Below are 14983 nucleotides of genomic sequence, written 5' to 3' on the forward strand. Positions count from 1 at the left end.
ATCTAAAAATTTCAAGGAATAGTGTATGTATAAAAATTTATCGCTCAAAGCAAAAATAATGACACTAGTTGTTGGTATGTTGATTGGGCTTATCGTGGCTGTTGGAATTGTGATGTATTATGAAAAAAGTATGATTGCCGATACGCGTATTGCAATTCATGATGGCGTTAGTCAAGAGGTTGAGCAAAAGCTAAAGCTTGCTACGGATTCTTTAGCAAATACCTTGGGAGAGTTTGTGCGAGGTCTTGATGAAGCAACACAAATTCAAATCATTGCAACAGGTATTGAAAAATTCCGTTTTGAAAATGATAAAAGTGGATATTATTTTGCCTATAAAGAACATATTCCAGTAGCTCATCCAACGCGTAAAGATTTAATTGGAAAATCTTTGTATGAAGCAAAAGATGTTAATGGAGTGTATTATGTCCGTGAGCTTTTTGAAACCGCAAAAACACAGGATAGAGAAACAAAATTTGTGTATTTTACCTTTTCAAAACCTTTGCCAGATGGCACACACGGAACAGCACAAAAAATCGGTTACGCTGTGATGATTCCAAATACAAATAATATTTGGCTATCCACTGGAGTTTATACAGATACACTTGCAACCCATACAGAAGAGATTTCTAATAGTATCATTGATGATATTAATGCAACACTTTTTAAGGCATTTAGTATTGGAATAGTGTGCTTTTTTGTGATTGTAGTTCCACTCCTTTGGGCATTTTATGGTAATCTTGTTTCAAGTGTGCGTGTTTTGCAAATCAATTTGCGCAATTTCTTTAACTTCATTAATAATGATTCTACAAACACAACACTTGTGTCTTTGAATTCCAAAGACGAATTTGGCGCAATGGCAAAAGAAATCAACACAAATATCCAAAACATTGAAGCAGGGCTCAAACAAGACTCCCTAGCCATTGCACAATCTGCACAAACAGCAAAAGCAGTAGAAAGTGGAGATTTAACAGCTAGGATTATAGAAAATCCTCATAATCCACAATTAATAGAATTAAAAAATGTGCTCAATAATATGCTAGATGTTCTACAAGAAAAAGTAGGCTCTAATATGAATGAAATCCATAGAGTCTTTGAATCTTATAAATCCTTAGATTTCACAACAGAAGTGCAAAATGCTAAAGGAAGTGTAGAGGTTACTACAAATATTTTAGGTGAAGAGATTAGAAAAATGCTAGCTTCTTCTGAAAGCTATGCAAAAGAATTAGTAGAACAAACAGATGTTTTACAAGAATCTATGAATAAACTCTTAGATGGTAGCTCATCTCAAGCAAGCTCACTTCAACAATCAGCAGCAGCTATTGAAGAGATTAGCTCATCAATGCAAAATGTTAATGATAAAACTACAGAAGTAGCAAGACAAGCAGAAGATATTAAAAACATTGTAGGAGTCATTAAAGATATTGCAGATCAAACAAACTTGCTTGCTCTTAATGCTGCTATTGAAGCAGCAAGAGCAGGTGAGCACGGAAGAGGCTTTGCAGTTGTAGCAGATGAAGTAAGAAAACTAGCAGAGAGAACAGGAAAATCACTTAATGAAATTGAAGCTAATGTTAATGTGCTAGTGCAAGGTGTTAATGATATGAGTGAATCTATTAAAGAGCAAACTCAAGGTGTCAGTCAAATCAATGAAGCTATTGCTCAATTAGAATCTGTTACACAAGATAATGTAAGTGTTGCAAATCACACTAGTGATATTTCAACAAATGTTAATAAGATTGCAGATGATATTTTAGGAGATGTGAATAAGAAGAGGTTTTAGGGGAGTAAGGGAGTTTTTATAACTCCCATTTTTTGAAATTGATTGCATTAGAACCATAAATTATCTAGCAATCGCACGCCTTCGATGCGTGCTACAATTAGCACTAGTGTGGAATCTTTTTTAATCTTTGGTAATTCTTTTAATTCCCTATCTACAATCACTAAGTATTCTACTTCCACATTTTGTAAGACTTCTAGGGCGGCATTTTTTAGTATTTTAGAATCTGTAATTCCTTGCATTATTGCCCTTGTGATTGTATTTAAAGCACTAGAAATTTTTAGAGCTTCTTTTTTGCCGTTTGCGCTTAAATATGCATTGCGTGAGCTTAATGCTAGCCCATCTTGTGTCCTAATAATAGGGCAAGGTACGATAGCAATAGGTAAAAATAAATCCTCCACCATTTTTTGAATAATTAAGAGTTGCTGTGCATCTTTTTGCCCAAAAAACGCCTTTGTAGGTTGTGTAAGATTAAAAAGTTTTGACACCACTTGTAACACACCATCAAAATGCCCCGGACGCGTCGCTCCTTCTAACACGCTTGCCATATTTTTGGGTGCGTTAAATGTAGTTTGCAATGTGGAATCTAGCGGATACATTTGCGCAATTTCAGGCATAAAAACTAGCTCAACACCTGCTTTTTGGCAAACGCTTAAATCCGCTTCTTTTTTTCTAGGGTATTGCTCGAAGTCTTCGTTAGGGGCAAATTGTGTAGGGTTAATAAAGATTGAGACAATAGTGCAATCACATTGTTCTTTGCTTTTTGTAATGAGTGATAAATGTCCATTGTGTAATGCCCCCATTGTAGGGACTAAACCTATGGTTTTGTTTTTTGCTTTAATTTCTGTGATATATTGACGCAATTCTATTGTATTTGTGATGACTTGCATTTGCATTCCTTGATTTGGTGTTTGCAATAAAGGCGCAAATTATGCAAGTATAAAGTTAAAAAATAAATAAAACTTCGTGTAAATATGCTAGAATGTATTAAACAAGAGTGAATCAGTAGGGATAAAAATTAAGGAATGCTATGCAGGGATTGAAAGATTTAATAAAAGTTTCAGAAGCGGATTATTTAAGTATTTATGAAAAGGTAATTTTATCACAAACAAATGAGAGAGAAGAGATATTAGTGCCTTATATGTCAATGGGCAATTTTGCCTTTGAGGCGGCGATTAATGAGCGTAAATGTCTAGTTTATGATGATAATCCACTTATTAAAATTAACTTTGAATCGGAATTTTTTTATCCGAGTTTTGCAGGCATTAGGAATCGCTTAGGTGAAATTAAAATCAAGAGAAATTTTGCAGATTGTGGAGTGAGACGGTTTTTGGATCCCAAAACTTATGATGAGGTGATGAGCATTAGAGAGTTTTTAGATTCCTCTCCTAGAGATGCTGTGAATTTGTGGATTAAGCGTTTAGTTTCTGAAGTTTTAAAAATGCCACAAATTATAAACAATACCATTTCAACGCCAGAATATTTTGATGTTAAAGAGCGTGTTCTGCGCACATATAAGGCGGTTTTGTCTAATATTGATCCTATGAAAATTTTAATTTTGCATTATTGCATTCCGAGTTTTTTTGATAACGAAAGTGCAATAGAAGCAATGTTAAATGGTAAAAAAGTAAAAATGGCATATTATGCGCCTTATGTGTTTAATGCAGAAATTTACTTTGAGCAACATTTGCTAAAAATGTGGTTTTCAAATATTAGCAAAGAGCGTTTAAAGGCAGCGCAAGTGAGCAACGCTGAATATGAAAATAGAGAGAAAAAAGATTTTTTGTTTTTGCACAAAAAGTTAGAGAGTGGGGGAGTGATTTTTGTAGAAAAAGCAAAAGAGTATAACTTAGATGGATTTTTTAAGCTTGCATTATTCTATGGGTATGAGAATCTTAAAGCTTTTTGTGATACAAAAGGCAATGCAATTTACTTATTCCGCAAACTAGGTGCTTAAGCTTTGATTAAATGTTAAATGCTATAATTCTGATTCCTTTTTTTAAGGCTCGATAGCTCAGTCGGTAGAGCAGGAGACTGAAAATCTCCGTGTCGGTGGTTCGATTCCGCCTCGAGCCACCACTTTTGAACTCTCCCCTTTGAATATTATATCAGCAATTCTCAATAATAGTGTGTTAAATTTAAAGCTATTTTAGAATCTATTGAATATTATTTTGATAGCCACGATTACAAACAAGTCGCTAAAGGCTCCACAATAGGGCGTGAAAACTTTTATAAAAAGGTGAAAATATAAGTCATTTAAGAAAACACAGCTGGTTTTTATGTGTTAGAATTTATCGTAGATTTTTAAATGTGGCTTCTCGCTATAAATTTTGTTCTAATGTAAATTATAAATAATAAACAATGCTTTAAAAAACAGAAATTACAGAAATTTATGAGAAAAAACAATCTGCGCCACCGCCAAGAGATGAAGAGTTTTGGAATCTTTTAAAGTCTTGCAGGTTAAGTAACTAGAATTTATTGCGTTACTAAAAAATTTATGGGAAGATTAAGCAAGTAAAATTAAAAGAGAGTCTCCGCAGGGGAGACTGAAGCCTAGAAGCTTGGTAAAATCGCACCTTTATAAGTATCCATAATAAACTTTCTTACTTCTTCGCTTTGAAGCGCACTAATAAGCTTTTGGATATTTGGATTGTTTTCATTTCCAGCTTTTACTACAAGAATGTTTGCATAAGGAGAATCTTTGTCTTCAATAGCAATTGCGTCATTTAGAGGATTAAGTCCAGCAAGTAATGCAAAGTTTGTATTAATCACAGACGCACTAACATCCCCCAGTGCTCTTGCTAGCTGCGGAGCGTCCATTTCTTTAAACTTTAGTCCTTTTGAATTTTCTACAATATCCTGCACGCTCGCAAGTTCTACACCATCTTTAAGCTTGATTAATCCATTTTTTTCTAAGATTCTAAGTGCGCGTGCACCATTGCTAGGATCGTTTGGCAGTGAGATTAGATCCCCTTCTTTGAGTTCATCTAAATTTTTAATGTTTTTAGAGTATATACCCATAGGCTCAATGTGTATTCCAGCAACACTAACTAAATTTGTCTTATGCTCTTTATTAAAGGAATCTAAATAAGGCTTGTGTTGAAAGAAGTTTGCATCAAGTGAGCCATCATCTAGGGATTTGTTTGGCGTAACATAATCTGTAAATTCCTTAATTTCAATTTCGATTCCATCTTTTGCCAAAAGTGGTTTGATTTGTTCTAAAATCATTGCGTGTGGCTCTGGAGTTGCGCCTACGATGATTTTTTCTGTTCCTTGAGAGTTAGCACTAGTTTTAGATTCCATATTAGATTCTGTTTTAGAATCACAACCGCTAAAAATCGCTGCTACAAGCAACGCACCAAATGTTAATTTGCTAAATAATGCGAATTTAAACATATCTGCCCTTTTTTTGAAAAAATTAATGTTTTAACTTTCTGTATAAAAAATCTCCAAGACTTTGGATAATTTGCACTAAGAAAATTAAAACCAAAACAGTGTATAACATAATATCACTTTGAAAGCGATAATAGCCGTATTTAATTGCAATATCTCCAAGTCCTCCACCACCAACTGCTCCTGCCATCGCACTAAAACCTACAACTAAAATTAAAGCAAGCGTGATGCCGCTAATTATGCTAGGCAATGCTTCAATAAGCATAATGCGAAAAATAATTTGTAAGTTTGTTGCCCCAAAACTAAGGGCTGCTTCAATTACTCCTTTATCCACTTCCTTAAGTGCGTTTTCAATAATCCGCACAATAAAGGGAGCTGCTCCTATGCTTAAAGGTACAATTGCCGCTGTTGCTCCTATGCTTTTGCCTACAAGAATTTGCGTCAAAGGAAACAGAACCACCATTAAAATCAAAAAAGGAAAAGAGCGCAAAGTGTTTGTAATGCTATCTAGCACCCTAAATACAAGCGCATTAGGTGATAATCCATTAGGCGCACATAGCACAAGCAAAATGCTAGGAAGTATCGCTAAAGCCGTTGCAATCAGTGTTGCAACCACACTCATATACAAAGTATCAAAAGTCGCTTCTAAAAGTAAATAAAACATTTTGCTATCCATTTATAATCTCCCATTTTGCGCCTTGTGTGTCTAAATAGTTACAAACTCTCTCTTTTGCGCTTTGTCGAATATTAATCACAAGCACACCAAGCGCTACGCCATTAAAAGATTCTAAATTCCCCCACACAATGCTAAAGTCCATCTCTAACGCTCTTGCCATTTGCGTGATTATAGGGTTTTGCGCAATATTTTTAGGGAAGTAAATGCGGATATTTAGCCCACTTTGTGGCAAAATTTCATTTTCTCCTAAAAACTCTCGCATTTTAGGATCTGGCGATAAAAATAAATCTTCTATCGCTCCACTTTTTAAGACTTCTCCATTCTCCATAAATGCAGCTTCTTCACAGAGAGTTTTCACCACTTCCATTTCGTGTGTTACAAGCACGATGGTAACGCCTAATTCTTTATTAATGTTTTTAAGCAATTCTAAAATAGCCCCTGTAATGTTAGGATCTAGCGCACTTGTTGCTTCATCACTTAGCAAAAGCATAGGGTTTAAAACTAAGGCTCTTGCGATTGCCACGCGTTGTTTTTGACCACCACTTAGTGCGTTTGGATAGGCATTTGCCTTATCTTTTAAGCCCACAAGCTCTAAAAGATTCTTAATTTTTTGGTTGTCAATTTTAAGATTTGCACATTGCAAGGGTAAAATAACATTTTCCCATACACTTTTGCGCTGCAACAAAGAAAAATGTTGAAAAATCATTCCAATTTTTTGACGCAAGGCACGCAAATCTTTTACATTAAGTTTTGAAACCTCTAAACCATCAACCTCAATAGAGCCACTATTTATAGACTCTAGTCCATTAAAAGTCCTTAATAATGTGCTTTTTCCCGCCCCACTATGCCCCATAAGACCGAAGATTGAGCCTTTTTTAATGTTAAGATTAATATTTTTTAAAACTTCTAAATCCCCAAAGCGTTTATGGAGATTTTTCACCTTGATTAAATCCATTTTTTTCCTAAGTTTGATAAAATTTTGCAATTCTAGCAAAAAATAAGGATTTTTTGCTCTAAGTTCCCAAATGCTCAATGAGTTGATATAAATCTAATTGCTTTATATGCCTTAGCAAAATTTTTGTGATACTCACTAGGCTTAAAACTTTCCTCTGTGTTTTTTAAGCTATCTTGATGTTTAAAATAATAAGCTCTATCATTGCTATACACGCCATTTTTATCAATCCAAACAAGTGCATTAAAACCAAATTCCTTTTTTACACCCTTAGGCTTTGCTAGCATATCTCTCCCACCAAGACTAAGATACTTAACCCCACTTAAGCTTAAAGCATAAAGCGTAGGAAAAATATCTTTAGTGAGAACCCACTCTGTTTTTATCATAATACAGCCCATCGCGCAAATTCTGTGGCAAATAGAGATAAAAAGGCACGCTATAAGCAAAAGCTCTCTCAAAGTTGGAATCCATTTTTAAATCCCTGAAACGATGATCACTTGTGGCAGCAATGATGATTTTATCTCTTAGCGCGTCGCCTTTTATTTTGTCTAAAAACTTACCAAATTCATCATTTGCATACGCGTAGGTTTTTAAAGCATCTTTTGGATTTTCAACAATAAACTTTTCAAGAAAACTTGCTTCTAGCGCATTTTCATCAAAGAGATTTTTCCTTGCTTTTGTGAATATAAGGTCTATGTGTGGAAATGTTTAAAGAGAGAACTAAAGTTGGCTTTTAGCATTTTTAAACAGGGAATAAATTTTTTCATACATAAACTCATCAGCGATTCCATATTTATGCTTTGTAGCCCTAGAGTGCGGAAACTCCTGCATTAAGCTGTTTTCATCAATGACTCTATCAGCACCTTGAAGCTTGAAATAATTGCCCAAGTTATACCACGAAGCGTTACCACTATACACAAAAATAATCTCATACCCCGCATTTTTATAAAGCTGTAAAGGTGTGAAGCTTAAAACTTGCTTTTGATACAAGCCATTAGAAACAAGATTTGGGCTTAAAAACGCTAGCTGATTTAAACTTTCAATTGTAGAGTTTCCCGAAGATAAAAATCGCCTCCAAAGAAAATCCCCTTCAAAATGTCTTTGTAATCTTCCTAGAAAATTATGCTTTTCATTGCTAAATTCCAAAATATTTAAACCAAAACTCTCCATAAGATTGACATAAATATGATACTTGGCGTGATTTTTGTGGTTTTTAGTTGTATCAAAAATGCTAAAAAGTTTTTGCTCTAAACTCTCAATCGCACCCGAAGGGATTTTTGGTAGCTCCAAGCTTTCCTTGTATTCTTTATGTGCCCATAAAAAAGCCATCACAGGATTTGTTGAAATTTCATTAAAAGCCTTTGTAGTGCTGAATTCATAACTAGAAGCCCTTAGGGCGTTGTAAGTAAAATGTCCCCGTAAAGCCACAACATAAAGATAAACTAGCACAACATTTAAGCAAATAAGCAAAACTAAAGGAAGCTTGATAGGACGAAGCTCAAGGCGCATTATTTTAGCACTAAGCCAAAAACAAAAAATACCAAAAAGCACAGAAAAAATTAAAATCTTAACAACAGAGTAATCGGCAAATATGATAGAGAGAATAGCGTTTGTATCATCATCTTTTAAACCAAAGATAAAAATATCAATCTTATTCCCATACATTTGAAAATAGTAATAATGAATAAAGGTAAAAATAACAACAACAAAGGCTAAGAAAGCCACATAAAAACTAGAAAATAAGCATAAAGTTTGGCAACTAACTCATAATGCCCCCCCCCCCCACTAATTTGCTAAATATTCCTTTAAAATGTGTCAAAATCGCACATAAAAACAGGGGTAAAAAGCAGCACTAAAGGTTCTCATATCGTGCCCTAAACCATAGATATAAACCCCAAAAAAGTCTTGATTTTCACCGCTTAAACCTTGAAGTATAAAAAAGCGCGTTAGAGTCAAAATTCCCATAAAAATGAAGCTAAAAACAAAGAATTTGTAGTAAAATTTTTCTCATTTTTTAACTTTTTAAGATAGTATTTGTTCTTAAATTTGATAGAATTTTGAAATTCTAGCAAAAAAGAAATTAAAGGTAACCGCCGTGCGTAAAATGCTATTGAAAATCTTTGCTACAATTTTTGGATTAGCGTTGTGTGGAGTGAGTTTAAATGCACAACCTTGGGTAATGTTTAATGATATGGATGACACTTATTTATATGATCAAGCAAGCGGACAAGTGTATATTCGCGTGAAAAAAGGTGGCAAAAATTATGAAGATACTTTCGTAAAAATGGGTGTTTTAGATTCTATTAATGGCAAGAAAAATATTAACGAGAAAAAGTTTGCAACAGAGTCAAAAAATGTGGAATCCAAAATTGATACACAAGAAGAGCAAAAAAAGCTTTTAAAGCAAGCCCAAGAGTTACAAAGAAGCATTCAAGGCACACTTTTAGGCGGAGAATAGCCTTGATAACACACGCAAAATATAGCTTGCGTGTGTTAAAGCTTGTGTGCGGTGTGAGATTGCATTTTTTTCATTACTGCTAAGTTCAGCTAGAGTTTTGTTAAAGCCTTGTGGAATAAACATAGGATCATAGCCAAAGCCATTATTCCCCCTTGGCACACTAATTACATTCCCATACATAAAGCCGTGCGCGCTAAAATCCCCTTGCACACTAGAGATTCCAATGCACGCGCAATAATGCGCTTTTGAAGTTTTACTGGGAAGTTTTGCAACTTCAGCGCAAAGCAAGTTTAGATTATCCACCGCATTACCACCGCTATATCTTGCACTATGGATTCCAGGCTTGCCACAAAGCGCATCAACACAAATCCCACTATCATCAGATAGCACAATATCGTTAGGGCTTAAAATGCCATTTAGCGCGTTAAAAACTGCCCTAGATTTAATCAGTGCATTTTCCTTAAAACTCTCTCCATTTTCTATAATATCAAAGGGTGTTATTAGTCTATCCCACGCTAGAATCTCTAAGTCTAATTCTTTGCATAAGGGGCTATAAATTTCTTTAATTTCTCTAATTTTATCTGCATTTGAAGTTGCCAAAATTAAGCGCATATTGTTACCTTGTAAGTTTTTTAGCTAGAATTTCAATTTTAGAATTTTAGCAAAAGGATTAAAAAATGGCAAAAGACTCTTTGGTAAAACAAAGTTTGCCACTAAGTTTAATACTAGGGACGCGCTTTTTTGGGCTGTTTATCGTAATGCCTGTACTTTCACTATATGCGCTCTCTCTTCCGGGAGTTAGCCCCATTTTAGTTGGAATCGCAATGGGTGGATACGCGCTAACACAGGTGCTTTTTCAAATCCCTTTTGGATTTTTAAGTGATAAATTCGGGCGTAAAAGTATGATTGCGCTAGGGCTTGTGATTTTTGCGCTTGGTTCTGTAATTTGTGCTTTAAGCGAAGATATTTATATGCTAATTTTAGGGCGATTACTGCAAGGTGCTGGAGCGGTTGGTGGCGTGATTAGCGCGATGATTGCAGATTTAGTGAAAGAAGAGAATCGCACAAAGGCTATGGCGTTTATGGGGGCAACGATTTCTTTAAGTTTTACCGCTGCTTTAATCCTAGGACCAATTCTGGCGGTAAGTTTTGGTGAGCCTAGTTTGTTTTGGATTACTGCATTTTTGGCACTTTTTGGCTTAATTTTACTCTTTGTTGCTGTGCCAAATGCACCAAAAATCACTTATAGCTTCACGCATAAGAGTGGCGAATATAGTGCGATTTTGAAAAACAAAAATCTACAAATTATGAATTTAACAAATTTTTTACAAAAAGGTTTTATGACCTTAGCACTCTTGGTAATTCCTATCGCACTTGTAAAGGGCTTTGATATGCCCAAAGAAGACTTATGGCAAGTGTATATTCCAGCAAGTTTGCTAGGCTTTTTTGCGATGATTCCAGCGGCGATTATTGCGGAAAAAAAGGGCAAGTTTAAGGCGGTTATGATTGTTGGAATCTTATTTTTTGTGCTGTCTTATTTGCTAATGTTAAGCCACAGCAAAGCGGTGTTTATCTTTGGCGTGCTTGTGTTTTTTGCGGGGTTTTCTATCCACGAACCCATTATGCAAAGCCTTGCGAGTCGCTATTGTAAGGCTTATCAAAAGGGAAGTGCTATGGGGGTTTTTACCACCTTTGGTTATCTAGGCTCTTTTTTTGGTGCGCTTTTAGGTGGGCATTTGTATGAGTTTTTTAGCATTTTATCTATTGTAATTTTTGTAGTGATTGCCTGTTTTATGTGGATTTTAATTTTTGGGTTTTTAGCAAATCCAGCAATGCAAAAAAATCTTTATCTACCCCTTGCAGATTCTACCACAAATGCTTCTTTAGAATCTTTGGCACAACTTAGCGGGATTTTGGAATGGTATATTAATGAAAGTGAGCGTGTAGCGGTGATTAAATACGATAAGCATATTATTGATAAAGATGAGGTTTTAGAGTTTATTAACACACATTTAAATGAGCATTTTGCAAAAGGGGAGTGATGGCAAAGGAAAAAGCGGTAGAAATTAGCAAAAAAATCTTAAAAATCACAGGGCAGACCAACGCGCAACTAGGGCTTATTAAAGAAGGAGATAAAGTGCTTTTAGGTTTAAGCGGGGGTAAGGATTCCATATTGCTAGCCACTTTGCTTGCTAGGCTTAAAAGATATGCCCCATTTAACTTTGAGTTTAAAGCACTCACTGTGGATTATGGGCGTGGTGGCGAATATGAGTATATCTTTGAATATTGTGAGAAACACGGAATCCCTTATGAACTTTACCGCACAGATATTTATAAGATTTTAGAAGAGAATAAAAGAGAAGGGAGTGTGTATTGTAGCTTTTGCTCGCGTATGCGACGCGGAGCTTTATACACCAAAGCTCTAGAGGGCGGATATAACAAGCTAGCCCTAGCTCATCATTTAGATGATGCGGCAGAGAGTTTTATGATGAATTTAACTTATAATGGCGCATTGCGTTCTATGCCACCAATTTATAAGGCAGAAAATGGAATTTTTGTAATCCGTCCTTTGATTTTTGTAAGAGAGCGGCAAATTATAGATTTTATTGCAAAAAATAATATTTACATTGCCCCAGATTGCAACTGTCCGATAATGTGGCAAAAGGACGATAAGCGCCCATTTGCAAGAGAGAAAACAAAGCAAATGTTAAAGGAAATGGAGGAAGCAAATCCAGATTTTTTCACTTCCTTAAAGGTTGCATTAAGTAATGTGCATTTGAATAGTTTATTTGATATGAAATATTTAGATAAACAAGATTAAAATTGGGATTCCTTGTCAATTTGACGAATTGGCTTTTCAATTTCTTTTGTGTAAAAACCATCACAATTTATTTTTTGTAGTTTGAAACCTGTTTCAATCATTGCAAAAAGTTCAGGCTTTGGAGGCAATTCTATTGTGAATGTATTTATGGGTGGAAAGGTGCGCTTTATAAAGAAATTCTATGTGATGTTTGTGATAAATTGAAAGTAAATTACAATAAAACATCATCAATACAAATCGTTGAAGAAAATTTATTTGCAAAAATATTAGAAGATTATATAAATAATTTATCTCCAGAAGATATGAAAAAGATTGGAGAAGAGTTTAATGTTTCTTTTAGCACTAAAGCGTCCTTAACTGCTAGTTTGCAAGTAATAATGAAAGCAAAAGATTTTGCAGCTTATAAATTGATGGTTATTGTAGCCAATGCGTTTTGGAAATTTATTTTTGGGAAAGGCTTATCTTTTGCAACTAATGCAACATTGACTAAAACTTTATCTGTATTCTTAGGTCCTATTGGTTGGACTGCTACAGGAATTTGGACTGCTTTTGATATTGCTAGCCCTGCTTATAGGGTAACAATTTCAGTAGCGATTTAAGTAGCGTATTTAAGACAGGATTTAAATCAAAAGAAAAATGCAAATTAGTATATAATTCTTATTTGCCATTAGCTTATAAATTCCATAATCTCACACGCAAAAGATTCTGAAGTTTTTGGCAAATAGTGTAAAAATTGTTCTAAAAATTGCTTGTTTAAAAATATTTCTCCACAAAGGACGATACCTTGCGTGTGGTAGTTTTCATTCATATCGCGACTAAGATTTGCAAAAAACTCTGCTAAAGAATCTAAAATCCCAAAACAAAGTAGTGGAGTTTCAACACCCGCAAGCTTAAAGCTCATCACAGAGCGCAGAGTTTGAAGTGTGTTAAGATGGATTCTACCCTCACTATCGCGCTCTAGGCGAAAATCAATGCGCGGTCCCTTTTGCCCCATAAAGCTAGCAGCACTTTGTAAGACTTGCCTATAAGCGTGTTCTAAATCTGCTTCACTTCCTAAATCTAGCAAGATCCCCGCCATTCCCACTAAATCTAATAAATTTTGAGAGATTATGGAATCTTTGGGCAAAGATTTTAAATGCGTAATTAGGCTTTTATTTTCTTTTGTAAAGTTTTTAAGTAGGCTTTGCGTGGTTGCACTAAGTGTTTCTAAGGTGGCAATAATCTTGCTTAAATTAGATTCAAAGCTAAATTCTAAGGCTTCTTTGAAGCTTGTATCAAAATATACTAAAAAGCGCGTGTTTTGCTTGCCTAGATAGGCTGCGTTTGTGCGTTCTAAGTTATTGTTTGTGATAGTGTTTTTAAGCGCGTGTAAATTAGCATTTGGAGAAAATGCGCTAAAGGTGTGCGTTAGGATTAGCCCATTTTTTGCCACGCTAATGTGTAAGGGCTGTAAGCTGGATTCTACAAATTCGCAGATTCCATTCTCTGGCCTTTGTTGTGTTTTTTGCAAGGGTAAAAGATACACGCCTTGATACTCGTTTAAGAATTTACTTAAAAGCACCAAATATGGCTCAAAGGGCAAAATCACATTCACAAACACGCTAGGAAAAAACTCGGAAAAAACGCTTTTTGGATTAAGGGTTATTAAGGGTTTCTCTAGCGTGGCTAGGGCTTGTAAGTCCTGCTCTTGTGCTTTGAAAATGAGTTTTGTATTTTCTAAAGAAAAGGGCATAAAGATAAAATCATCTCTAAGTGTTACATTAAGGGCTTTGCGGTTTTCATCAAGCAAGATAACGGCATATTTACCAAAAAGAGTTTTTAAGAAAATTTGCTCCCCATTTTTTAGCAATTTCGCATTTTTTTCTAAGGCTTGCTTTAAGTCTGTAGAGCTGCTTAAATCATACTTTGTGGTATTTTCTAAAAGCGTGATTTTTTCTTGTTTGTAATAGATAAAATCCCTCCATAAATTACAAAAATCTTTAGAATCTTTGCTTGTGAGATTGTGGAGTTCTAAAGGAGTTAAAAAGTGGCTTTTAAAGTTGAAATCCTTTTTTAAAATTCCTTGCGTGCTAAAAGATTCCATTAACACAAGCCCTTTAAACGCCCATTGTAAGGACAAAGGAATATATTCTTCTAAAGTTTTGCTAAAGTCTAAAATCTCTTCTTGTGTGCCTTGTGCTTCAAGGCTAAAGGTAAAGGGTGCTCCTTGCACGCATTGCCCTTTTAATCCCTTATTTTCAAGGGCTGCATACAGAGAATTGATAAAAAAATCCTTTACAAGATTTGTATTTTTAAAATTTGCGATATTTTCAAAAACAAAGCTTGCAATCATTCATAGCCCCTATAAGAAAAGCGTGCAATCTCTTGCAAATCTCTGTTATCTATCTTTTGTGCCTTTACGCCAAGTGCTTCTAGGTGCTTGATTACTTGAGCTTCCATTAGTTTCGCACCTTGTAAAACTTCTTGCGTTAAATCAAAAGTTGTATTTTCACCAATGATAAAGGGCTTGATTCCTAGAATTTTTGTTGGTGGTAAATCGCCTAGCATTTCAATCATTTGTAAAGTTTGTAGCATTTCCACTTCGTGCGCACTTCCTGCCCAAGTAATGGCATTTGGAATAGCATTGAAGTCAAAAAAATATACATCGCCAACTTTGGCATCGTTTGCATCAATGGAATCTATAATAAGCACAGAATCGTATTCTGATATTAGAGGAATTAGGTGCTGTGCCATTGTTCCACCATCAATAATATCCACAGAATGTTCCCCACTAAACTTATAGTTAAGCTTTAAAAGATTGGATAAATGCACGCCTATTCCTTCATCGCCAAAGAGAATATTGCCTATGCCTAAGATTAGTATTTTCAAGGAATCCCTTATTAAAAAATTAAGGGATTCTAGCAAAA

The 14983-nt window shown here is 35.0% G+C and carries 15 protein-coding genes and 1 tRNA gene; 7 read left to right on the top strand and 9 right to left on the bottom strand.

Features of this window, described 5'->3' with window-relative positions:
* Window positions 1–25: 25 nt before the first annotated feature.
* Window positions 26–1780, top strand: coding sequence for a methyl-accepting chemotaxis protein (locus tag IP358_RS00535; protein WP_370521316.1), 1755 nt, complete (start codon window positions 26–28; stop codon window positions 1778–1780).
* A 47-nt stretch (window positions 1781–1827) separates the two neighbouring features.
* Here IP358_RS00535 and panC read toward each other — a convergent pair whose 3' ends face one another.
* The gene (panC, locus tag IP358_RS00540) at window positions 1828–2667 is read right to left on the bottom strand and encodes a pantoate--beta-alanine ligase (RefSeq protein WP_006802220.1); all 840 of its coding nucleotides are present in this window, start codon (window positions 2665–2667) and stop codon (window positions 1828–1830) included.
* 140 nt (window positions 2668–2807) lie between these two features.
* Between panC and IP358_RS00545 the strand changes: the two genes are divergently transcribed.
* Both IP358_RS00545 and IP358_RS00550 read left to right on the top strand, forming a co-directional pair.
* The gene (locus tag IP358_RS00545; RefSeq protein ID WP_006802219.1) at window positions 2808–3734 is read left to right on the top strand and encodes a hypothetical protein; all 927 of its coding nucleotides are present in this window, start codon (window positions 2808–2810) and stop codon (window positions 3732–3734) included.
* 46 nt (window positions 3735–3780) lie between these two features.
* Window positions 3781–3856 (top strand) — tRNA-Phe (locus IP358_RS00550).
* A 474-nt stretch (window positions 3857–4330) separates the two neighbouring features.
* On the opposite strand, the gene IP358_RS00555 is transcribed toward IP358_RS00550, so the two are convergent.
* From IP358_RS00555 to IP358_RS00575, 5 genes are all read right to left on the bottom strand, one after another.
* Complete coding sequence (locus tag IP358_RS00555; protein ID WP_006802218.1) at window positions 4331–5173, bottom strand: MetQ/NlpA family ABC transporter substrate-binding protein; 843 nt, start codon at window positions 5171–5173, stop codon at window positions 4331–4333.
* Window positions 5174–5195: 22 nt separating this feature from the next.
* Window positions 5196–5846 (bottom strand): methionine ABC transporter permease, encoded by a 651-nt coding sequence (locus tag IP358_RS00560; RefSeq protein ID WP_006802217.1) that lies wholly within the window; start codon window positions 5844–5846, stop codon window positions 5196–5198.
* Window positions 5839–6801 (bottom strand): methionine ABC transporter ATP-binding protein, encoded by a 963-nt coding sequence (locus IP358_RS00565; RefSeq protein ID WP_006802216.1) that lies wholly within the window; start codon window positions 6799–6801, stop codon window positions 5839–5841. The genes IP358_RS00560 and IP358_RS00565 overlap by 8 nt, the downstream gene beginning before the upstream one ends.
* 74 nt (window positions 6802–6875) lie before the next feature.
* A complete protein-coding gene (locus IP358_RS00570; RefSeq protein WP_248613363.1) occupies window positions 6876–7184 on the bottom strand; it encodes a hypothetical protein in 309 nt (102 codons plus the stop codon).
* 334 nt (window positions 7185–7518) lie between these two features.
* Window positions 7519–8523 (bottom strand): sulfatase-like hydrolase/transferase, encoded by a 1005-nt coding sequence (locus tag IP358_RS00575; RefSeq protein WP_232086781.1) that lies wholly within the window; start codon window positions 8521–8523, stop codon window positions 7519–7521.
* 379 nt (window positions 8524–8902) lie between these two features.
* Between IP358_RS00575 and IP358_RS00580 the strand changes: the two genes are divergently transcribed.
* Window positions 8903–9256 carry a hypothetical protein gene (locus IP358_RS00580; protein ID WP_040498440.1) on the top strand — a complete coding sequence of 118 codons (354 nt, stop codon included), beginning with the start codon at window positions 8903–8905 and terminating at the stop codon, window positions 9254–9256.
* Here IP358_RS00580 and IP358_RS00585 read toward each other — a convergent pair.
* Complete coding sequence (locus IP358_RS00585) at window positions 9242–9868, bottom strand: non-canonical purine NTP pyrophosphatase (protein WP_006802213.1); 627 nt, start codon at window positions 9866–9868, stop codon at window positions 9242–9244. The two genes, IP358_RS00580 and IP358_RS00585, sit on opposite strands and share 15 nt — an antisense overlap.
* Before the next feature lie 65 nt (window positions 9869–9933).
* On the opposite strand from IP358_RS00585, the gene IP358_RS00590 reads away from it, so the two are divergent.
* The 3 genes from IP358_RS00590 (at window position 9934) to IP358_RS00600 (ending at window position 12676) form a co-directional block, all read left to right on the top strand.
* Window positions 9934–11298, top strand: coding sequence for an MFS transporter (locus IP358_RS00590; protein ID WP_040498297.1), 1365 nt, complete (start codon window positions 9934–9936; stop codon window positions 11296–11298).
* The gene (locus IP358_RS00595) at window positions 11298–12077 is read left to right on the top strand and encodes a tRNA 2-thiocytidine(32) synthetase TtcA (protein WP_006802211.1); all 780 of its coding nucleotides are present in this window, start codon (window positions 11298–11300) and stop codon (window positions 12075–12077) included. The genes IP358_RS00590 and IP358_RS00595 overlap by 1 nt, the downstream gene beginning before the upstream one ends.
* A 200-nt stretch (window positions 12078–12277) precedes the next feature.
* Complete coding sequence (locus IP358_RS00600; RefSeq protein ID WP_050754803.1) at window positions 12278–12676, top strand: ubiquinol-cytochrome C chaperone family protein; 399 nt, start codon at window positions 12278–12280, stop codon at window positions 12674–12676.
* 68 nt (window positions 12677–12744) lie between these two features.
* Here IP358_RS00600 and IP358_RS00605 read toward each other — a convergent pair whose 3' ends face one another.
* Window positions 12745–14409 carry a hypothetical protein gene (locus IP358_RS00605; protein ID WP_006802210.1) on the bottom strand — a complete coding sequence of 555 codons (1665 nt, stop codon included), beginning with the start codon at window positions 14407–14409 and terminating at the stop codon, window positions 12745–12747.
* Window positions 14406–14945 (bottom strand): HyaD/HybD family hydrogenase maturation endopeptidase, encoded by a 540-nt coding sequence (locus IP358_RS00610; RefSeq protein ID WP_006802209.1) that lies wholly within the window; start codon window positions 14943–14945, stop codon window positions 14406–14408. The genes IP358_RS00605 and IP358_RS00610 overlap by 4 nt, the downstream gene beginning before the upstream one ends.
* Window positions 14946–14983 lie beyond the last annotated feature (38 nt).

It is taken from the genome of Helicobacter winghamensis ATCC BAA-430 (genome assembly GCF_028751035.1).
Classification (GTDB): Bacteria; Campylobacterota; Campylobacteria; order Campylobacterales; family Helicobacteraceae; genus Helicobacter_D; species Helicobacter_D winghamensis.